This is a genomic window from Prescottella subtropica (assembly GCF_005434945.1).
GTDB classification, from domain to species: Bacteria; Actinomycetota; Actinomycetes; order Mycobacteriales; family Mycobacteriaceae; genus Prescottella; species Prescottella subtropica.
Genome location: NZ_SKCH01000032.1, coordinates 1 through 20,517 on the forward strand (window position 1 = coordinate 1; position 20,517 = coordinate 20,517).

Genomic DNA, 20,517 nt, shown 5'->3' on the forward strand with positions numbered 1-20,517 from the left:
CATTCGGTTATTGTCCTGGACCGGGGCGGTGGTGGAAATCGTCATGGTGGGGTTGATCCGTATCTCGCCCTGCTGGCGGGGTTGCTGTGAACCTCTGGACTCAACTCACCCTGACACGCAGGGGCTGGGCGAAACGCCTACTCACCGACTGGGCGGTACTGACCTGGACAGCCGACACCACCCGCATCGGCCCTATCCCCGTCACCGCCCTCAACTGGGTAGCCCTGGTCGGTCTCGCCGCCGCCGGCTACCAGATGTCCGGGCAGCGACTCTGGATCGCCGCGGCCGCCGCTGCATGGCTGCTGATCACCTTCGTGCGGGCCGCGACGATCATGCCGCGCCGACGCGCCACCCTCGACGCCGTCTACGGGAACCTGCAGAAGGTCGCAGTCCTCCCCGGTAGCACCGTCAGCCGGCCCGTCTCCCCCTCCCAGTACCTCACCGGCATCAAATGGGCCTCCGCGCGCACCTTCCGCTCCGGCCGCCTCACCATCGGCGCAACCTGCCCGGCCGCAGCCGCACCCCTGCTACGCCCCCACCTCGAGCGGGCCATCGAACAGAACGCGCCCGCACCCGCCCACCACGAGTGGGTGTTCGCGTGGCCGAAAGCGAACACCGTCGAGTTCACCGCAGTCGGCGACGACGACACCCGAATCATCAAACAGCAGGTCGGACGCCGGATCGGTGACGCCTTCAAATCCTTGTTCAAGATCAACCCGCGTACCGCCGGAGACGGCTACGCCCTCGACATCGCCGACTGGGCCGACGAATCCCGCGCCGACGGCGAAACCGTGCCCATCCCCACCCGCATGCAATTCGCGGCCGGCTCCCACGACCTCACCGACCCCGGCTTCCGGGACAGCGTCGAACGCGGCTTCGACCGGCTCGTCTCCTGCCCCGGCGAGTGGATCTACCAGTGGGACATCAACGGTCAACTCCTCGCCATCACCCGCGAAGCCCGCGGCTCCCTACCGGCCCGCCGGAAACTGAACGAACGCAAATTCGCCGACGACGTCCGCTCCGCGATCACCAAACCCGGCAAGGATCCCGTCGTCGCCGACGTCGCCGACTGGGCTGACGACGATTCCGACCAGCCGGCCGTCATCAACGTCGACTTCGGCACCCTTCCCCTCGGGGAACGCAAGGTCCGCGACCGTTTCGAGGACAGCCTCGACTCCCTCATGCAATCCCGCTGGCCCGACTCCCGACTCCTGTTCGACTGGCAGTTCGACGGCGGCGCCACCCGACTCGACATCGAATCCGTCGACCAGCACGACGACCGCGCTAAGCGGAAGTCCGTGGAGAAGAAACTCCGCAACGTCGTCGAATCGAAGTTCGGGCGGGCCAGCACCCCCGTCGACTGCGACATCCTCGACTGGCAAGACGGCCTGTCCGCCACCGGTGAAGCCCTACCTCAGATCGCGCGCGTCAATTTCGGGGCCGTCGACGTCAACAAGCGGGAAACCCGCGACGAGTTCCAGGACCACTGGGACTCCCTCGCCACCCACAACGACTGGCACTACGCATGGAAGCCCGCTGAAGGCGTCGTCACCATGACCGCCGTGCCCCGGCTCCCCCAGCAGATCGCCTTCCCGGACCCCGGAACACCCGAGTTCGACGAGGCAATCCGGCTCGCCAGAAAAGGCATTCTCCGGTTCGGCCCACAAAAGGGTGGCGGCTGGATCGACTGGGATCTCAACGAGACACCACACGGTCTAATCGGCGGGAAGACAGGCAGTGGGAAGGCCTTGGCCGCAACAACATTGGTGATTACACCGATTGGCTGGCGACAGCTCGGAGACCTCAGGGTCGGCGATCAGGTGTTCGACGAGAACGGTATGCCGACGACAGTTACCGGTGTCTACGATCAGCCGCTCGCGGACACCTGCTTCGAGGTGGAGTTCTCCGACGGCAGCGTGGTCGTCGCCGACGATCAGCACCTGTGGTGGACCGAGGATCGGGTTACTCGGGTGGCGCGGACGCAGCAGCGGCACTACGAGGGCACCCGCCAGCGGCGGTCGTGGCTGCCAGCGGAGACGGTGTCCGCGTTGCGGGCGGCTGCAGCGACTGCACGGCCGGACGAAACGATCACGCTGCCGGAGGCTGCGCAACTGGCGCGCCTTGGCGAGAACGAGATGGGTCCGCTACGGCTGCTGGCTGAGTCGATCGGCCCGGCCGAGGAAGTCCGCACGGAGGATCGCACGTACCACTACGGGCCGCAGGTGGTGTTCCAGCGGCAGATGGTGAAGGTCTACGACGGGGCTGCACTGACTGAGCACCTGGTTGGGAAGGCTCGTTCGCCACGGGCGTCGAAGGAACTGCGCGAGCATTCGACCGGGCTGATGGCGGCGTTGGTTGAACTGCGGGATCGCGGAGATGGGATCTGTACCCACGACATCGCTGCGGCGCTCGGTGTGGGGATCAATACGGCCCGGAACTGGCTGCGCACGGCAGCGTCCGTGGTGCCGTGGGAGAAGTGTGAGCGGCTGGTTCAGCTCACGGTCGCGGAGAAGACCGTCGTCCGGCCTGGTCCAGCGGTGCGGCTGTACCCGAAGGCTGCGTTACTTGCGCTCGCAGCAGACCGCGGTGAGAACGTCCTGTGGGATCAGCGTTCGCGGATGCAGTTGGGGCAGGTGCGAACCACCAACGAAATCCGGCACACTCTGCGCGCCAAGGGCGGTCAGGCCAACCACTCCATTCCGTGCGCGAAGCCGCTGCAGTTCCCCGACGCGAACCTGCCCATCGCTCCATACACGTTGGGCGCATGGCTCGGAGACGGAGCATCACGGGCTGCCAGCATCACGTCGATGGATCAGGAAATCGTGGACCGGATCAGCGCGGATGGCTACGAGGTTGTCCCCGGGTACCAGGTTCCTGGGGCCAAGGCCCGATCGTTCGGAATCCGTGGAATCCGCCGGGAACTCACCCAACTCGGGCTTCGGAAGAAGTCAGTTGCTGACGGCCAGACAAAGCACATTCCCTCCGCCTACCTGCAAGCAAGTGAGCAGCAGCGTCGTGACCTCCTGGCCGGTCTCCTCGACACCGACGGCACTGCCTCGCCATCCGGGTCTGTGCAGTTCGACAACACGAATGAGGCACTGGCACGCGGGGTTCTCGAGCTTGCTCGTGGGCTCGGCTACCGGCCGACGATGACGTCGAAGCCGGCCATGCTGAACGGCCGCGAGTGCGGGACCGTGTATCGGGTGTCGTTCACGACGCGCGACAAGGTGTTCGGGCTGCACCGCAAGCAGATTGCGCACGATGAGCGGACACGGTCGACGAACGCGGAGAAGCACACGCACCGCTACATCACTGATGTACGCAAGGTGGCGCCCGTGCCGATGCGGTGCATCAGTGTCGACTCCCCTGCCCGCCAGTTCCTCATCGGCGAGGGAATGATCCCCACCCACAATTCTGTCGCTCTGTCGATCGTGTTGTTCTACGCGATGGTGTTGCCGGACGTGTACGAGGTGATCGTGTGCGACCCGAAGCGCACTGACTTCACGTGGACGCCCGAGTTTCCGAGTGTGGTGCGGTTCGCTGCCACGGACACGGAGATCGTGGCGGCTGTCGGGTTGGCGAAGCAGTCGATGGATCAGCGGCAGACGATGTTGAACAAGTTGCAGATCCGGAAGCTGCAGTGGGTGCGGGACCGGTATTCGACAGATCGGGAGTTGGAGCAGGCGCACGGCCCAGTCCCCAAGCGGCTGATCCTGTTCTTCGACGAGATCGCGGACTTCCTGGCGAAGGGCGCGAACAGCGATGTCGAAGAACTCAAGGACGAGGCGCGCGCGGATCTGGAATCGATTGCCCGCCTGGGGCGTGCGATCGAGGTCAATATCATCGCGGCAGCCCAGAAGCCGGACGCGAAGATCATCTCCACACAGTTGCGGTCGCAGCTCGGATTCCGGCTCGGTGTGGGCCCGTTGGACCAGTACGAGTCGCAGCAGATTTTGAACTCGGATCACGGCACTCGGTTCCCGGATGCGGGTACGCCGAAGGGCCGGTCGTGGGCGTACGACCCGAAGAACGGCTACCGGCAGACTCAGGTGTTCTTCCTGCCTGACGATTCGATGGTGTGCCCGTGGGATCCGTCGGCGACACTGCTCGGCGCGAAGGACATGGCGCGTGATCAGTTGTCGGCGATGGACTTCGCGCAGGTCATGGTGACGAACAGTGATGGCGGGCAGGAGCCGCGGTGGGTTCGTGTGGAGCACGATGCCCCGGAGCCGGCCGCTGAGCCGATGTCAGCTTCCCCGGAACTCTCCGCACCTGTCCTGGACGATCCGGTCCCCACCGAGCCGGCTTCTGTCGATCCGATGCCGGCCGTCCCTGCGGTGGAGGTGGCGCCGTTGTCGATGGAGAAGGCGTTGGCTGCGGTTCAGGCGTCTGCGGTTGTTGCCGACGAAGGCTTCTTCGGCGGCGTCACCGAACCGGAGTTGCCGTTCCCCTCAACTAAGCGGGACGCGACACCGGCTACACCGGAAACCGCTACGCCACCATCTGTGACAGGCATCGACCCGTGGGGACTGTAAGCGCCGAAACGGCGCCCGAGACTCACACCCCTACTGAAAGGACCGCCATGACCACGGCAGCAGCTCTTCCTGATCTGATCCACTTTCCCGAGCCCGGCACGCCAGCGTTCGTCGAGGCAATCGACCTCGCTCGTCGAGGCATCTTCCGGTTCGGTCTGGCAGAAGACGGCAGCTGGGTGGACTGGAATCTCAGCGAGGCAGCGCACGGTTTGGTGGCCGGCCGGTGTGGTTCCGGGAAGTCTGTCGCCCTGTCGATCGTGCTGTTCTACGCGGCGTATCTGCCGGATCTCTACGAGGTGAACGTGTGCGATGCCCGCGGAACCGACTTCCGTTGGGCCCAGGGGTTCCCGAACGTGCAGATGGCCACGTCTGACGCGGAGATCGTTGCCGCGATCAAGGAAACGCGGCGGGCCATCGACGAGCGGCAGTCGTTTCGTGATCGCTGCGCTGCCGACCCGGAAGCCGAACGAGAGCACGGCCCTACCCCGAAGCGGCTGATCTTCTTCTTCGACAACATCGTCGACTTCTTCGCACCTACGGCGAGTGAAGACGACGACAAGGTGAAGGACCGTGCACGCGCAGATATGGAAGCGATTGCCCGGCTCGGTCGCCTACTTGATGTGCACGTCATCGCTGCCACGCAGCGGTTGGAGACGAAGCTCTTTCCTGCGGAGCTGCGGTCGCAGTTGAAGTTCCGACTCTCCGTCGGGGCAGTCGACGAGTTCACGTCTCAGCTGGTTCTCGGCTCTGATCACGGCACCCGGTTCCCGGACGATGTGTCCTCGAAGGGTCGGGCATGGGTGTACGACCCGGTCGACGGTCACCGCCTGGTCCAGCTGATGTTCCTGGATCCTGAGTCGACACCGTCTCCGTGGCAGCCTGATTCGAGCCCGCGGTGGGCGCACCAGCATCTGTGTGACCATCTTGCTGCGCTTGGCTACGGCGTGGCCGAGGCTGTCGACGGCGAGGCCCGCACAGTCCAGCAGTGGAGCCGGCCGTGACCAGCTCCCCCGGCTACTACGAGGCAGCAGGGACACGGAAATGATCAAGAGGGTCGTCGCGATTGTGTTGACGCTCGGGGTGTTGTGGGGGGTGGGTACGTGGGCGGGTGACGGTGCACCGATGTTGTCGCCTGCGTGGTTCTCTGCGATGCAGTCGAAGGTCAACGGTTTCCTCGATGGCAGTGAGCAGACGCTGCGCGACAAGCTGCCGGAACCGGGCTCGCAGTTGGAGTTGCCGCCCGCAGGTGGCGAGGGTGCGACTGGTTCGGGTGGTGCGCAGTGAAGTTGATCGGGTGGGCTGTCGTGGCGCTGGTGGTGATCGGGATCGCGAAGGGCACCATCGACGTCGACCTGTCGTCGGGCGGCAATGCAGCGTCGGAGATCGTGGCGAGCCTGCTCTCCGGTATTCGGGATACGACCGTCATGTTGATCCCGAATATCATCGACGGCGTGAAGGGGATGCTCGACAAGGTTCCCGACGCCGAATCTGCGGTGACGGCAGCACAGTTCGCAGCGTTCCCGTAGCTGGCCGCCGGCAGGTGCTGATGACGGCCCGAGCGCATCCTGTCCTGGATGTGCTCGGGCCGTTGTCGGTGCGGGTGCCAGACTGGGTTGATGTTGGGTTGGGAAATCACTGTCACCAGGCCGCAGATTCCAGTGCTCGGGCCGAATGATCGTCGGCTTGATCTGGACCGGCCGGATGCCACTGGCCTATTGAGCGTGCCGGACGATCTCAGCGGGGACCGTCTCGCGTCCTGGTCGGCGAGCTTCGGCGGAATGGACTGGGTCGATGCCGCTATCGGAGACTCCGCTGACGGGCGGGAACTCCGCGGCGGCGGATACCCCAACATCTACGCGATGCCGGCCGAGATCCTGCTCGACACGATTGATCTGCAATACGTGCGGACCACCGTCCTAGACAGGACACCACCGGATTTGTCAGCGATCGCGGCCGTTCCATCCGGCGAGTGGCTGCTGGTTGAGGCGTGGGACCAGTCCTGACTGCCGGCCCCGATTCGGGGTCGAGGTCAGCAGGCGGGGTCGCCTCCGTCGTTGTCTCGGGACGTGGAAACGTATGCGGCGTTGGCGTTTCCCGTGTACGGGGACGATGAGCCCTGGCTGGTTTGCCGGCCCGAGTACAGGCGCACGTTGACGAAGCCGCGGTCTGTGGTCTTGTTCGGCGCGGCGATCGGGGCTTGCTTCTCGAGTTGCTGGGATCGGTAGTCGACACTCAGACAACTGTTCGGCCCCTGCGTGTTGGTGCCGATCATTCGACTGTCCATCTGGGGCCCGTCCGGTACGAGCTGCAACGCCTTCCCGAGCGCCGATTCCTCATCGTGCGGTGTTGTGAACGCGAGCGTCGCTAGCCAGATGTAGGCGTCTTCGCCGCCTCGGCTGGCACTGGGGACATCGACGCACAGGATGGTGCTGTCGTCGAAACGGTACGCGCGGCCTTCTCCGAGCATGAACTCGCCGAGTCGTGACGTGCATTCGGAGGGGGGCAGGCCTTCGAATTTGCCGTCGTACCAGGCAAGTTTCGAGTAGATCCCACGCATTCCGTTGCCGTCGACTGGGCCGGACGTCATTGCGGTGGCGGGAGGGGCTTCCTCCGGCTGGTCCAGCATCGCGGGACAGTAGACGTCCCGGAGGTAGCCGTTGAGTGTGGTCGAGGCGCGTCTCGGCGCGCCTTGGGCGACATCTTCGTTGATGACCTCGTCCCAGGTCGTGTAGCCGTTTGCGGTCTCACGGCAGTTGTCCAGTTCGATCGACGCGAACCCCTGCCGTTCCTGGAACGTGGTGGCGCGATTGTCGAACCCGTATCCGGTTTCGTCCATCACATCACCGAGTCCGCAAACCATCTCGTCTGTGACGTTGGCCTTCGCCAACGCTGCTTCGACGCTTCCGTCGGTCGCCGGCAGTGCCGATCCCGCATCTTTTCCACATGGAGAGGTCTTTGCCTCGGGGGTGGGCTGCGTCGTTGTTGACGACGCAGCGGCCTCCGGTTGGGGTGCCGCACTCTGCGTGTCTTGGTCGGATCCGCACGACACAACGACCAAGCTCACCGCTCCGACCAGAGCTGCCAAGGTTCTTCCCGTACGCACTACGTGCCTCTTCCTGCTATCGCCTCCCCGACGAACCCGAACAGTCTGACATGCAGGGTGTCTGCCGCTGCAGGTCAGGAGTTCGATGGTGCCGGCGACCGTGGCACCGACCGCTGGCTGGGTTCCCTCATCGGTGGCCGGGTCGCCCGAACAGCGCCTTTTACGCTCCTCTCATCGGAGATGCGACGGAAAGGCACGCGAGATGGTGATGGGGCCGACACACGCAATGAGTGGGGCTGCTGCAGGTTTGGCGATGGCAGCGGTGCTGCCGCCAGCTTGGGGTGGCCCTACCACTGTGGCTGGGGCATTCGTGTTCGCTGGGGTGACTGCTGGCGCGGCACTGCTCCCGGATTTGGACAGTCCGCAGGCGACGGTCGCCCGGAGTTTTGGGCCAGCGAGTCAGGCGCTCGCGCATGTGGTGGAGCGAGGGTCTGCGGCGATTCATGCGGCGACGTCGACGCGGCGTGACGATCATCGGGAGAACGGTCACCGGACGGCGACGCACACGTTGGTGTTCGCGTTCCTTGTTGGGGCGGGGGTGGCGGCGTTGGTGTCGGCGTTCGGGAGGCCTGCGGTGCTCGGTGTGCTGTTCCTGATGCTGGGGTTGGCGTTGCGGGGCCTGTTCCCGAAGTGGGTGAAGAAGAACGATTGGCTGGCGGTCGCGGGGATCGCGGCTGGGCTGTCGGTGCTGGCGTGGGTGGCGTCGCCGGAGTCGGTGTCGGGGGTGGCGCTCGGTGCGGCGGTGACGGTGGGTGTGATCGCGCATCTGTTGGGGGATGCTGGCACGAAGATGGGTGTGCCGTTGCTGGCGCCGATCGTGTCGATCAATGGGAAGCGGTGGTGGGATGTGGCGCCGCCGTCGATGCTGCGGATCAAGGCGTCGGGGCCGGCCGACAAGATCCTTCTCGGGGTGTTCACTGTGCTGTCGGTGGTGCTCGCCTACCTGGTGTTGATGGCGCCGGCGACGTTGGGTGTGAACTGGGCGTAACCCACCTGCCAGCAGCTTCGGCCCTCACCGCACGCGCGGTGGGGGCCGATGTGTTTGTGCGGGGGGTGCTGGCGGCGGAGTGTGCAGCGGTGGGATCCGTCGGCCGTGGGTTGGTCGTACGATCAGGCCACACCTGATCCGAGGAGTGGTGCGTCCGTGACTGCTGAACCGTTGCCGTTGCCTGGGCTGACGTTCCCCGACCGTGGTGAGCAGCTGGCGCTTCTCGGGGAGGCGCGGCCTGTGCGGATTCCTGCGGAACTGTGGAAACTGTGGTTGACCGACGACCGGATTGTGGAACGATTCGAGTCGAAACGTTATGTGCGACAACATGATTCATGCCATCCGTGGCTCGGGGCGATCTCCTCGACCGGGCACGGTAGCTTCCGGGCTGCAAGCCTGCCGGGGCAGTCCCGTCGCGGAACCGTACCAGCCCACCTGTTCGCCTACCAGCTGGCCAACGGGGTGATCCCACGGCTGGGCTGGTCAGCGACCGACGACGCGACGCTCTGCCACCAGTGCGACTACGCCGGCTGCACCAACCCTGCACACATGCGTCTGGGCAACAACGCCACCAACCGGGCCGAGTACACGCTGCGGCGACGAAACCTGCGATCCCCGCTGGCGGACGTACGCGGATCCGCCGGCCGCAGTCATGCGATCGCCGACACTATCCGTGAAGGGTTGGCCGCCGGTGAGGGGCCGGCCGCGATCGAAGCCCGGATTCGGGCTGCCGAGGACGCCGGGCTGCCCCTGTCGCTGTGGTGATCTGCCGGCGATCAGCAGGCAGTTCGGGTGCGGGTCCGGTCCCCCGTCATGTAGCGGTCGTGACCGTTTTCCAGGAGCCTCCCACCCCACACGCCGGTCATCTTCGCGGTGAGCCCGTAGGCCAGGCACGACAGGACGAGTGGGCACTGGCCGCATTCGTCGCGGGCAGCGTTGAGTTCTTTCAAGGTTGTCGGGAACCAGTTATCGGGGGTGTCGGTGTGGGCGCAGCGGGCCGCCCAGTCCCCGGTGGTTGCCGGGAGCAGGGTGGCCAGTGGTGGGCGTTCGGTCGGTCCGGGCATGGGGTGTTCTCCGGAGGCTAGATGGCTGCGCGGGTTTCCGCGGCGAGCGCCTGGTACTCGCCGTCGTCGAGGAATCGGCTGAGTCGTTCCTTGAGGACGGCAGCTTCTTTGTGGGCTGCGACGCCGCGACGGTAGGCGCGGGTGGAGTCGTGGCCGTCGGGGTCTGGGGTGGTCTCGTACCCGTTGTTGCGGGCCCAGGTCGGGTAGTCGGCGTCGTAGCGGTCTGCGCGGCCCACGGCGGACAGTAGGGCTTCGCGGACGGTGGGTGCGGAGTTGTCCGTGCTGCTGCTGTTGCTGGTGTAGACGGGGACGGCCATTCGGGTGCGCCGGCCGTCCTGGTTGTCGGAGCGGACGATGTCCATGCGGGTGCGTTTGATGAGGTCGCCGTCGTCACCGAAGCCGTCGGGGTCGGGTTCGTAGGTGTTGGTGTAGGAGCCGGTCATGCCGGCCTCGTGTACGAGCATCCCGGATCGGGAGAGTGGGGTGTTCGGGCCGAGTTGGTATTGGCCGCCGGGGAATGCGCCGCGCACGATGGGGACTGCTTGTTGGCCCCACCGGTGGCGGCGTTCGTCGGCTTCGTTGCTCATCTGCTGCTCGGCGCGGCTGATCTGTTTCAGCTCGTTGCGGAGTGCGTGTTCGCGTTTCTTCTTGTCGCCGTGGGTGGGGGTGTAGCCGTGGGCGAGTCGTTCGGCGCGGGCGGCGGCTTCCCCGATGCCGTCGGGGGTGGCCCGGTATTCGTCTTCGCGGGTGGCGAGGTCGGCGCGGGCGGCTTGGAGTGCGGCCTCGGTTTTGTTGCGTTCAGCCTGGAGTGCTGTGGTTTCAGCGTTCAGTTCGGCGACACCGTCGGGCAGGTTGTCGGTGTCGCCGGTGGTCGCGTCGATGGATGCGAACAGTCGGTCGAGGTCGTCGAGGCCTTGTTCGTCTGCGGCCTTGTTCAGGAGGGCGTCGCGTTGTCCGTCGATGTGGCTGAGGTGTGCGTCGAGTTCGTCGGTGCGGCTTTCGAGTTGGGTGACCTTCGCGGCGGCCCGGTCGCGGGCGGTGCGGGCGTGGCCGCTGCACCGGTAGGGGCCGCCGGGCTCGTTGCTGCTCTTACACATGGTTCCTCGCGGTCAGTACAGGTCGTCGATGCGGAAGTCGGTTTCCTCGAGGACTGCGTCGAGGGCTCGTTTCGCTTCGATGGCGTTGTCGATGAAGTCCTTCGCGGTGGCGAGTTGCTGTCGGAAGGAGTGCAGTTCGGTGTCGTCGACGGAGTCGAGGAAGTTGGGGAGTTTGTCGCGGACAGCGGTGACGGCAGGTAGTCGTTCCCCGATGGAGTTGATGTCTTCGAGGTTGCGGACGAAGTCGCCGTGTTCGCGGAGTGCGGCCATCGCGGCCCCCATGTCGAGGAGTGCGCCGTCGAGCATTCCGGGTGGGGTGGGGGGAAGGGCGAAGTCGTTGGGGTCGCCGAATGCGTCGGCGGCGGCGCCACCGGTTCCGGGGTGGCTGTCGCGGCCGTTGCCAGGGGTGCGGGGCTGCGGGTCGGTGGGGCTGTAGTCGCCGTAGTCGTCGTCGGGGTCGTCCCGCTGTTGGGTTTGACGTGGGGAAACGGCACGCCCCCCGTGTTCGCCTTCGCCCTGGATCGAGTCGAATGCGCCGTCTGGTGCATCCGGTCGCACATCGTCGGGGTCGGGGCGTGGGCGGCGGCCGGCAGCCTCGTTGATGACGTCGTCGATGACACCGCTGACATCGTCGGCGGTGGCGTGCTTGCCGCGGGAGACTTCCTCGACACGGTCGGCGATCTGGTCGACCAGATCCCGGTCCCCCACCCGGTCCACGCCGGGCGAGATTTCCCGCAGCGGACGTTCGGGGATGTCGAGTTCGGTCATGTCGACGCCGGTGCGTTCCGCGACCGCCCACGTCAGCCAGGCGACGCGAGCCATGCGGTGCACGTGAGAGTCGCCGTACGGGGCGCCGGTGCGGGGGTTGATCAGTGACCCCTTGAACTCCCCGAGCAGCATCTCGCGGGGGGTCGGGTAGCCCAACGCTTCGTGGGCGCGCCGCCGGAACAGTTCACGCATCGTCGACTGGAAGGTGTCGGCGGCGTCGATGGCCTTGGTGATCAGGGCGCGTGCTTCGTCGGGGCTGCACGGGCCCTCACCGGGGGCTCGAACATCCGCGTCGAGGATGTCGAGCCCACCGGCTGCGGCCGCGACGGCCGCGTCGATGTCGTCGGTAACCGACATGGTCACTCCCTGCTGTTAGGCGCCGGCACTCTGGCCGGGGATCGCGGAGTCGGCGCCGTGGTTGTTCTGGCCGCGGGTGGCGGTGTGCCGCTGCCGGTTCGCCTCATCGCGTTCGGGGTCGATGCGGGTGACCCAGTCGGACGGGCGGATGCGGATAGGGTCGCCTGCGGCCCGTTCGAGGGCCGCGTATCGGGCCGATGGGGTGGGGGCGATGTAGAAGCCGCGGCCCTTCCGGAGTGCCCGGGTGCCGAGCAGTCCGGCGAGTTCCTGCCGGTAGTGCGCTTCCTGCGGGGTGCCGCGATGCTTCGGGGGGATGTCGACGGTGATGCCGCCGTCCTTGTCGGGGCGCACCGAGAACGACACGCGTGGGGGGCGGCCGGCGAGGAGTTTGCGGACCCGGTGGGTGACCTGCTTGGTGTCGTCGAGGTCGACGGGCTTGCCGGTGCGCTTCGACTGTTCCTCCGAACGCGCCCACTGGTCGGGTTCGGGGATCGGGTTGCCTGCGGTGTCGCGGGGCGGCATCGCGGCCGGGGCGGCCATGCTGCCGCCGTTGCTGGGGCGGGCCTTGTACATCTGTACGAACTCGCTGTTCGCGCCGGCACGCATCTTCTGAATCTTCCCGTAGGACAGTCGGTTCTGCGTTCCGATGGGGGCGTCAGCTGCGGTGTTGTCGGCGGTCGTCGGGCCTCCGGGCTGGGCCTTGCCGGCGTTGACGGCCTGGTAGCGGTGGGCCAGCATGTTGCTGGTGCCCTTGAGGTGGCGGCACCACTTCTTCTCGGCGTAGTCGTCACAGCTGCATTTGAGGCCGCGGCCGCCGGCGGTGGAGAACGGGGAGATCACGCGGCGGCCGTCGAGGTCTTCCCACACGGCGATGGTGCCGGACACCATCGCGTCGGGGTAGCTGGCGCGGACGGGCGGGTTCGCGATGTGCCCGGCGTCGGCGGTGCTGAGAACGTCCGGGGTGCGGGCGGTGACGATGCTGCCTTCGATGACCTGGTTGTTTTCGCCGCGGATGCGGAAGGTGCGGTTTTCGGTGCTGAACTGCTGGCGGCGGTGCATCGGCTTCGCTGCGGCGGCGCCGCCCTTCGTCTGGGCGAGGAGGGTGCGGTAGGCGCTGCTGGCGGCGAGTTCGCGGGCCTTGTATTCCTCGCTGGGGCTGCCGGGGACCGGGCAGCGGTGGCCGGTGTTCATCGACGCGAACTGCCCACACGACGGGCACTTGCGCTGGACCAGGGATTCGGCGTAGTCGTCCTGGTTCTCGAACCCGTAGTTGTCGAGCTGGGGGCCGCGAATCATGCCGAGATCGTTGATGGCTTTGCCGAACGATTCGTCGCTGTCGAGCATGGCCTGCACGTTCTCCGGGGAGACACGCCGCATGAACGGCCGCGACTGCTTCGTCAGGCCGTCCTTGGTGGTGTAGTCGTGGGCCTGCACCACCAGCAGACCGTTCTCGGGGTTGTAGGACACTTCCTTGATCCACGAGGTGGATCCGCCGCGGGCCTCGAGTTCCTTGTCGAGCCGCTTGCCCTGGCGGCCGATCTGGCGTTGCGCGTCACGCAGCTCGTCGTCGTCCATCTCGGGGTTGCCGGCGAGGATGCCGTCGATGCGCTGTTCCTGCACGGCGCGGAACGCGGACACGCTCTCGTACTGGCCGGGGAAGTGCTGGTTCATCGACGCCTGCAGTTCGTCGTCGGTCCGGCCGATCATCTTGCGGATCTGGCCGGCCTTCGCGGTCCGGGTGAGGATGTCCGCCTGCTGCTGCAGTGACTGCTTCTTGGCGACGATGTCACCGTTCGGGCAGCCGCCACCGGTGTGACCGAACTGGCCGCACTTCTCGCAGCGGATCTGGGCGCCTTCGGATTTCGGGTCGATGAAGGATCGCAGTTTGTGTTCGGGGCGGATCGCGGGGCGGGTTTCGAGGGTGTGGACGGCTTGGAGGCGCCGCTGTTCCATGATGCGCATGGTGTCGCGGGCGCGACCGGAGATACCGAGGTCGGACTGGTCGCGGGCGGTGATGCCGGCGCCGGCCATGCTGTTGCGGTATTCGTCGGTGAGGCTGATGTTGGAGAAGTCGCCCTTGCGGTTCATCAGCTGATTCCATTCGCGGCGTGCATCATCCATGCTGATGCCGCGGTGGCGGGCGTTCATTTCGAGGAAGTTGTTCTTGGCGGGCCCGATGCGTTCGAGGATCGCCCCCATCCGCATGATCGAGGCGAGTTCGGCGGGGCTGTTCATCTGCTCGAGTCGCAGGGGCCGCCCGTGTTCGCCCTTACCGGACTTGAGGCGTTCGATCTCTTGGTCGATGCGGGTGATGAACCCGGGTTGGCCGCCGCGGCCAGGAGAGACGCGGTATTTGGCTTCGTCGGAGAACGCGGTCGAGTCGGCGACGTTCTGCCGCACGGCCTCCCAAATCTGGATCTGGGTGTTGCGCCACTGCTCGGGGTCTTCGGTGAACTGGCGGTTCATGTCCTCGAGCTGGTGCTTGAACTCGTGCTGCGACGACTGCACTTCGGCGTCGTGGAACGCGTCGCCGCCCATCTGCCGCTGCAACGCCTTCGTGAAGCCGATGACGAATGACCGGCCCTTGTTCTCTCGGCAAACCATTGCCGCGTCCCTCCTGTGCGGTGCGGGTAGTGCATCTCCGATGGGGGTGATCATGCCGTGTTTTCCGCGGTCACGCCACCACCCTGTCCAGCTATATGCCCAGGCCAGAGGCTTGGGAGGCGGTGTTTACGTGGGGGTCGTGAGGTCTGTGAAGTATTGCTATCGCAGATAGTCCTGACGGTCCCGCACGCACATCGCTACTTGTCCGGTTGCGCTGCGGATCCTTCCGAGGACCGGGCATCGACCGCGGCCTGCACGAGGATCGCTTCGGCCTCACGGAAGAAGTCGTCGGGCTGCTCCGCCGGCGTCACCGACAACCGGACAATCCCTGCCTCGGACAGCGATTCGATGTAGTCGTCGGGCGTGTCGATCCGCAGCACAACCAGGTTGCTGCGGGTCGGCACCTCCACTTCCTCGTCGTGTTCGTTCAACCGGATCAGAGCCGACTCGGGGAACGGGATCGGCTCCCACGGCGCATAGTCGCCGGTGTTGACGACCAGCCGGGTGTCCGCGGTCCACACGCCCCGCTCGACGGTGGTCTGGGTGAGGGTGCCGTCGACACCGTCGACGAGGACCGGCACCTCTTCGATCACCCCGGCCGGCGACATACCGTTGTCGTCGCCGGCCGACACCAACAGCTGCTGCTGCTCGTCGGTGAGGATCTGCCAGGTGCCGTCCGTGCGGGCTGTGTCGTTGATCCCGGCCTGCAACCGGACCCGTATCCCGTCGGCGTGCTGGCGGCGGATCAGCGCCATCTCGTACTGGTTGCGGGCGATCTCGTCGCTGTAGTGCATGTGCGCGGCGAACGCCGCCAGATCGGCGTCGGTGGCGGCGACATCGATGTTGTCGGCGCCGGTCTCATCGGCTGCGGCCACAACGTCGTCGAACGGTTCGATGTCGTCGTCGTCCGGTGCGGGGACCGGGTTCGCGTCCAGAACATCGACGGCGGCAACGAGTTCGGCGTACCGCTCCCCCAGCATCATCGCGAGGACGTCTTCGACACGGTCCGCGTACACGCGTTTGCCGTCGAACGCGACGTCGTACAGGAATGGGCGCAGCTGCCCGACCATCGGCAGCAGCCGGCCGTGTGATTCCCCGACAGCGTGGACGTGTCCGTCATCGACGACGAGCGGCCCGCACGGCAGGTTCGGGTTGGCGGCCGCGGCATCCTCACGGCTGATCGGGGTGATGCGTGGCGTGTTCGACATGGGGTGCGCCTTCCTGCCGACGATGTCGGCGACCGTGGTTGTCGAACACGGTACGAACCCCATTTCCGGTCATGCCCGTCTCGCGTCGCGGTTACTCAGGTGTGGGCGAGTTCGTCGACGACCGCTTGGGCGACGACCGGGATGAACGATTCCGGGGTTACCGACGTCAACACGGTGGCGCGGGCGGGGATGACATCGGCAGTGACCTGCACCGATGGCAGTACCCACAGGACGACGACCCCAGCATCGCGGAGCTTGTCGACGGCGTTGTCGATGCCGGCCGCATCCTGTTGCGGCAGTTTCCCGTCGGTCAGGACGACGACGACGCGGGCCCCGTCACGGTCGAGGATGCGGCTGTCGGCGATCACTTCCGCCAGGGCGGTGTCGCAGCCGTCGGAGCCGGATCCGCTGTCGATGACGCGGGGCACTTGGGCGGGTGCGGTGCCGGGGCGGATCACTTCGAAGGTGTCGCCGCCGAACCCGCGGACAGTGCAGCTGCCGCCGAGTTGATGCACGGCCGAGGCGACAGCCCAGCCGAGGGGCCCGGCATGGTTCGCCCACGGGGACATGGTCAGGGATGCGTCGAACACCATCGCGAAAGTCAGGTGGACGCGGGCGCGGGGGGCGATGGCGTGGCGCGTCCACGGTTTCGCAGTGGCCTGCAACCCGAGGCGGGTTTGGGCGCTGAGCCGCACCAGCTCTCTCGTGTTCAGGCGGCCGGCCGGGTGGGCGACGGCCTGGGTGTACATGCCTGGGGAGCGGTAACTGGCGGTGGAGAGTCGGGCAGCGAACTGGTCGCGGGCGGCGCGCTCGAGGTTGGTGGGGTCGGTGTAGCGGAGCATCCGGTGGTGGGGCAGCCCGGTTCCGGCTTGCCCGCCGTCGACATCGACTGTGGTGGTGGCGGGAAGGGGTGCGGGTTCGGCGGTGTCAGCGAACTGTGCGGCGGTGTCACGGCAGGTGCGGGCGGCGTCGGCGATGGCGTCGACGGTTGGGGTGACCGCCTCCCACAAATCGGTAGTGGCCAGCGCATCTGGCATGTCCCCGCAGAGGGCGTCGACGGCGTCGGCGAACGCCACACCCAACTCTTCCCAACCGGCCCGATCTGTCACGTCGAGACTCGCCGCCCGACGCCACACACCCACACACCCGGCCAGTGCGGTTCGGGCACCGCACTGCACGAGCCACTGCTTCACCGGCCGCGACACGTACGCCGGCAACACCATCAGATCCACGCGCGGAAGGATCTCGGTGACCATCAGCCGCACCAGATCCCGCTGACTCATCGTCCGCGACGCCCCCACTGACACGGACAGTGCGGCCTGCAGCATCGGCCGCTCCCCCGGCCTCGCCGCCGCGAGCCGCGCTTCGCACACGATCCGCGCCAACCCGCGGGCCGCCAGCCAACCTGCGGTGCCGTCGCAATCTGGGCCGCGCCACCAACCGTCGACGGCGATCATGCCCAGCGCGGACGCCACCAGACCGGACGCTTCCGGGCATGCCATCCGGTGCACCATCGAATCCATCCGAGACTCCGGTGCGATCAACTCCCTTAGCCGGGCGACGTCGACCAACAGTCGATCAGGGCTGTACGCGGCCAGCACCGGTGCCGCCAGCAGAGGATCACCATCGACACCGAACAGGTGGACGTCGATGCGGGTGTCGATCAACTCGACACCCGCAGCCACAATCGACTCGACGACTGGCGTCCAAGGGGCCGGAACTGCGCTCAATATGATCACTCCAAAGTCTTGACCACGGGCGATGCCACAGCATTGTGCCTGCCGTCGTTCGGGTATCGGCCGACAGCAGGAGTTGCTGCCGGCGGTCGCCGACACCGATCGAGAAGGGCGCCCGCGTGATCGTCTTCGGGATTTCCTACACCACTGACCGTTTCGCCCACGAGGTGAACGACGCCCACGTCACCTTCGTCACCGACGGTGGCGTGTACGTCACCGGTCCCGTGCAGAACCTGAGGATCAGCCGCACCGAACCCACCACCGCGGCCCTGACCGATCTGGCCGGCCGGGTACTGGCCGCCGCCGACGCGGTCGAACGGCAAGCCGGCCGCGACACCCCCGGCGGGGTGCCGTGCCGGCCGCTGCTGGTCGCACACAACGGCGGTGACAGCGCCGCCATCCCCGACGACGCCACCGACACCTGGAAGACGATCGCGATGCGGTTCGTCGACCAGTTCCTACGCATGGACGGCCTGGCCGCCGACATCCCCGGCTTCGTTGAACGCGCCGAATGGGCCCGCACCGCGGCCGAACCCGCCCCCACCGATCCGACGTTCGTTCCCGGATACATCCCCCGGGTCATCGACGGCGTCCACAGCGACATCGACACACTCCGCCAGGCCCGCAAATGGGGTCTGCACATCATCCAGTCCGGACCTCCCGGCACCGGCAAGACCACCGCCGCCCGCGCCGCCCACGGAGACGACCTGGTCATCACCGCCTGCTACGACGGCATGGTCGTCCAAGACCTCGTCGGACAGTATCTTCCGGAACCCGGCCAGGCCGGGGTGTTCCGGTGGGTCGATGGGCCGCTGGTGCAGGCGATGTTGCAGGGCCGACCGCTGCTCCTGGACGATTTCGGGTGGATGCCACCCGGGGTGCAGGCGACGCTGCTGCCGGTCCTCGACCACCAGCGCACCCTGACAGTTCTCGACCGCCCCGACGGGCAAACCATCACCGCAGCAGAAGGGTTCGCGGCGGTCATCAACATCAACCCGGGGGTGGGTTTCGGGATCACCGGCCCGATCTACGATCGGGTAGCGTTCGAGCTGCACGTGCCTGTGGATCTGAAAGCGGCCGAACAGTTGGATGTGCCACGAGGATTCGTCGCAGTGGCACGCCAACTGCACAACCTTGCCGAAGCGGAAGCGGTGAACGGGATCGACCGGTGGGTGCCGTCGATGCGGTCCCTGCTCAATGCCCGCGATCTCACGCTGGTGTTCGACGAGCACTTCGCGGCGTCCGCCCTGGTCAGCGAATGCCCGGCCGGGGAGCAACGCACCCACCTGCAGAACCTTCTCACCGCCGAGTTGGGGCTCGGCCGCGATCAACCCGAACCGCTGCAATCACGTTCCCTGTAACAACGACTGTGGGGCCCACCAGCAGGAAACTGCCGGTGGGCCCCACAGTTGTTCGCGCAGTCGACCTCCGGGCGGGCGGGCCTCACACCGGCCGTCCGGGACTACAGCGAGTCACGACCCCAACCGTGATGTCGGGGGGTGAGCACCACGGGCGGGGTCGTGCACAACAGCAACAACGCGGTGCTGCCATGCTGCCGCCCATCGTAGGACAACCGTCACCCGAGGTACCGGATTCCGCTCCCCACAGCGGCGTCAGCTGGCTGGCAGGTGACTAATTGCCGCCGTTCAGGAACCGCGCACGCTCGGCCGCGTCCTCCGACGACGAGTGGGAGGACTCGTCCTCCCACTCCCCGTTCGGGTGGTAGTAGCCGACCTCGTAGACGCCTGACTGAAAGAATCCGGGGGATCGGGCCTCTCGGTACACGTAGCTCATCGTTCGCCTTTGCTCGTAGTGTTTTCCGTCAACCGGGTGACGTCCCCGGCAGTATCGCAGTGCCACTTCGGGATAGTCAGCGGCGTGCACGCCGGACAGCGCGCCAGAGAGACTGGTTGCAGGTCGAACGGAACCGTTCGTGTCGCTGTGACGTCCAACCACATGTGACCGACTACGACCTCATTCGGATTGCCGAACTACATGTCGATGGGGATCCCATGGTGATCGAGGAACTGCGTCGAGACCCGGAGGCTGCGGCGGTACTTGATGCTCTGGACCGTGTGGTCCGAGATCTTCACGCCGCCAGGGAAACCGCGCACTGACATGTAGTAACGGCATGTCCCCTAACTGCCGCACTTCGGCTCCGCCGCGTCGGCCTGACAGTCACGCGGCCAGTGCTGCCAGCGAGGTTCCGGCGGCGATCGTGGCGAGGCGCTGCTGCTGCTCGCCGATCCCACGACTGCCGGCTAGCGGGGTGGTGGCGTGCGGCCACACCTGCAGGACCAGTCGGGTGTAGTCGCGGCCGCCGAGCGCGATGACGTGGGGCCGGTCGAGGATCCCCTGCGTGCGGGCCTGCCGGATGACGTCGTCTGCGGTAACCGCGCCGGGCTGTCCGAGCCGAAGGTCGTACGGGGCGACGGGTTCGTCGAGCCTGAGCAGACCGTGCTTACCCGACAGGATTCGTGTCGATTCGGTGTTAGTGAGAGCAGCGGCAGCCCGCAACCCAAGCCGGTGGTAGGTGCCGGTGTAGAGGTGGCTGGCGCGGACAGGTTGCGTGGTCGGGACTTTCGCGGCGCCGCACGGGACTATCACCAGCGGCCGACTGCCGGCACCGGCGTTGTCGCGGGATGTCTGCCGGTCGTGTTCGATGTGGTCGGCGATGGTCCACCGCAGCCACTGCCAGCCGTCCCGGTCGGCGAGGTCGAACACGCCGCGGGTGTGGGCGGCGACGTGGAACGGGGCCGTCCACAGCTGCAGGTCCGTGTTGGAGAGGCTGATCTCGATGCCGTCGTAGGGGCGGAGCAGTCGGGTGTTCCGGGGGCCTACGGCCAGGGGGATACCGACGTGCTGGCCACCGGTTTTCGGGCCGATCCCGGGGAGGGATTCGACGAGCCCTACCTCGGTGATCAATGCCCGTCCGGGTTGCGGTGCGGTCAGCGTCGGGTCGGTGTACCGGTAGGTGGGGGCGTGTATTCGAGGCATCAGGGGTTTCCGTTCTCGCCGGGCCGGGTGGCCGTCCACGACAGGTGTGGGGCGGCCACC

Annotated in this window: 17 protein-coding genes; 8 read left to right on the forward strand and 9 right to left on the reverse strand. The window is 66.6% G+C overall.

All coding sequences use genetic code 11. The annotated features are described in order from the left end of the window. Nucleotides 1-86 precede the first annotated feature (86 nt). From E0497_RS18765 to E0497_RS18785, 5 genes are all read left to right on the forward strand, one after another. On the forward strand, nt 87-4,535 hold the full coding sequence (locus tag E0497_RS18765) for an LAGLIDADG family homing endonuclease (protein ID WP_137726319.1): 4,449 nt from the start codon (nt 87-89) through the stop codon (nt 4,533-4,535). Nucleotides 4,536-4,582: 47 nt separating this feature from the next. Further along, nucleotides 4,583-5,536, forward strand: coding sequence for an FtsK/SpoIIIE domain-containing protein (locus E0497_RS18770; protein WP_137726320.1), 954 nt, complete (start codon nt 4,583-4,585; stop codon nt 5,534-5,536). Between the two features lie 40 nt (nt 5,537-5,576). After that, nucleotides 5,577-5,819 (forward strand): hypothetical protein, encoded by a 243-nt coding sequence (locus E0497_RS18775; protein WP_137726321.1) that lies wholly within the window; start codon nt 5,577-5,579, stop codon nt 5,817-5,819. Then, the gene (locus E0497_RS18780) at nt 5,816-6,061 is read left to right on the forward strand and encodes a hypothetical protein (protein ID WP_137726322.1); all 246 of its coding nucleotides are present in this window, start codon (nt 5,816-5,818) and stop codon (nt 6,059-6,061) included. Before E0497_RS18775 ends, E0497_RS18780 begins: the two co-directional genes overlap by 4 nt. A 90-nt stretch (nt 6,062-6,151) precedes the next feature. Next, nucleotides 6,152-6,538 carry a hypothetical protein gene (locus tag E0497_RS18785; RefSeq protein WP_137726323.1) on the forward strand — a complete coding sequence of 129 codons (387 nt, stop codon included), beginning with the start codon at nt 6,152-6,154 and terminating at the stop codon, nt 6,536-6,538. Nucleotides 6,539-6,564: 26 nt separating this feature from the next. Here the strand turns inward: E0497_RS18785 and E0497_RS18790 are convergent, their stop codons facing one another. Beyond that, nucleotides 6,565-7,620, reverse strand: coding sequence for a hypothetical protein (locus E0497_RS18790; protein ID WP_137726324.1), 1,056 nt, complete (start codon nt 7,618-7,620; stop codon nt 6,565-6,567). Nucleotides 7,621-7,846: 226 nt separating this feature from the next. Between E0497_RS18790 and E0497_RS18795 the strand changes: the two genes are divergently transcribed. Both E0497_RS18795 and E0497_RS18800 read left to right on the forward strand, forming a co-directional pair. Beyond that, nucleotides 7,847-8,626: a metal-dependent hydrolase gene (locus tag E0497_RS18795; RefSeq protein ID WP_277751694.1), complete on the forward strand. Its 780-nt coding sequence runs from the start codon at nt 7,847-7,849 to the stop codon at nt 8,624-8,626. A gap of 156 nt (nt 8,627-8,782) precedes the next feature. Continuing rightward, complete coding sequence (locus E0497_RS18800; protein ID WP_137726325.1) at nt 8,783-9,391, forward strand: hypothetical protein; 609 nt, start codon at nt 8,783-8,785, stop codon at nt 9,389-9,391. A gap of 11 nt (nt 9,392-9,402) precedes the next feature. Here the strand turns inward: E0497_RS18800 and E0497_RS18805 are convergent, their stop codons facing one another. The 6 genes from E0497_RS18805 to E0497_RS18830 all read right to left on the reverse strand — a co-directional run bounded on the left by E0497_RS18805 (nt 9,403) and on the right by E0497_RS18830 (nt 17,409). Next, nucleotides 9,403-9,690, reverse strand: coding sequence for a WhiB family transcriptional regulator (locus E0497_RS18805; protein ID WP_137726326.1), 288 nt, complete (start codon nt 9,688-9,690; stop codon nt 9,403-9,405). A 17-nt stretch (nt 9,691-9,707) separates the two neighbouring features. Then, the gene (locus E0497_RS18810; RefSeq protein ID WP_137726327.1) at nt 9,708-10,787 is read right to left on the reverse strand and encodes a hypothetical protein; all 1,080 of its coding nucleotides are present in this window, start codon (nt 10,785-10,787) and stop codon (nt 9,708-9,710) included. Between the two features lie 12 nt (nt 10,788-10,799). Then, nucleotides 10,800-11,912, reverse strand: coding sequence for a hypothetical protein (locus E0497_RS18815; protein WP_137726328.1), 1,113 nt, complete (start codon nt 11,910-11,912; stop codon nt 10,800-10,802). A gap of 15 nt (nt 11,913-11,927) precedes the next feature. After that, entirely contained in the window at nt 11,928-14,516 is a 2,589-nt protein-coding gene (locus tag E0497_RS18820) for a hypothetical protein (protein WP_137726329.1), read from the reverse strand. Between the two features lie 197 nt (nt 14,517-14,713). Continuing rightward, nucleotides 14,714-15,724: a hypothetical protein gene (locus tag E0497_RS18825; protein WP_137726330.1), complete on the reverse strand. Its 1,011-nt coding sequence runs from the start codon at nt 15,722-15,724 to the stop codon at nt 14,714-14,716. 95 nt (nt 15,725-15,819) lie between these two features. Continuing rightward, nucleotides 15,820-17,409, reverse strand: a complete 1,590-nt coding sequence (locus E0497_RS18830) for a vWA domain-containing protein (RefSeq protein ID WP_137726331.1) — start codon at nt 17,407-17,409, stop codon at nt 15,820-15,822. A gap of 170 nt (nt 17,410-17,579) precedes the next feature. Between E0497_RS18830 and E0497_RS18835 the strand changes: the two genes are divergently transcribed. Next, nucleotides 17,580-18,821, forward strand: a complete 1,242-nt coding sequence (locus E0497_RS18835) for an AAA family ATPase (RefSeq protein ID WP_137726332.1) — start codon at nt 17,580-17,582, stop codon at nt 18,819-18,821. 271 nt (nt 18,822-19,092) lie between these two features. On the opposite strand, the gene E0497_RS20640 is transcribed toward E0497_RS18835, so the two are convergent. After that, nucleotides 19,093-19,254, reverse strand: a complete 162-nt coding sequence (locus E0497_RS20640; protein WP_170313013.1) for a hypothetical protein — start codon at nt 19,252-19,254, stop codon at nt 19,093-19,095. 384 nt (nt 19,255-19,638) lie between these two features. Then, nucleotides 19,639-20,457, reverse strand: coding sequence for a DUF6884 domain-containing protein (locus E0497_RS18840; RefSeq protein ID WP_241665975.1), 819 nt, complete (start codon nt 20,455-20,457; stop codon nt 19,639-19,641). Nucleotides 20,458-20,517: the final 60 nt, after the last annotated feature.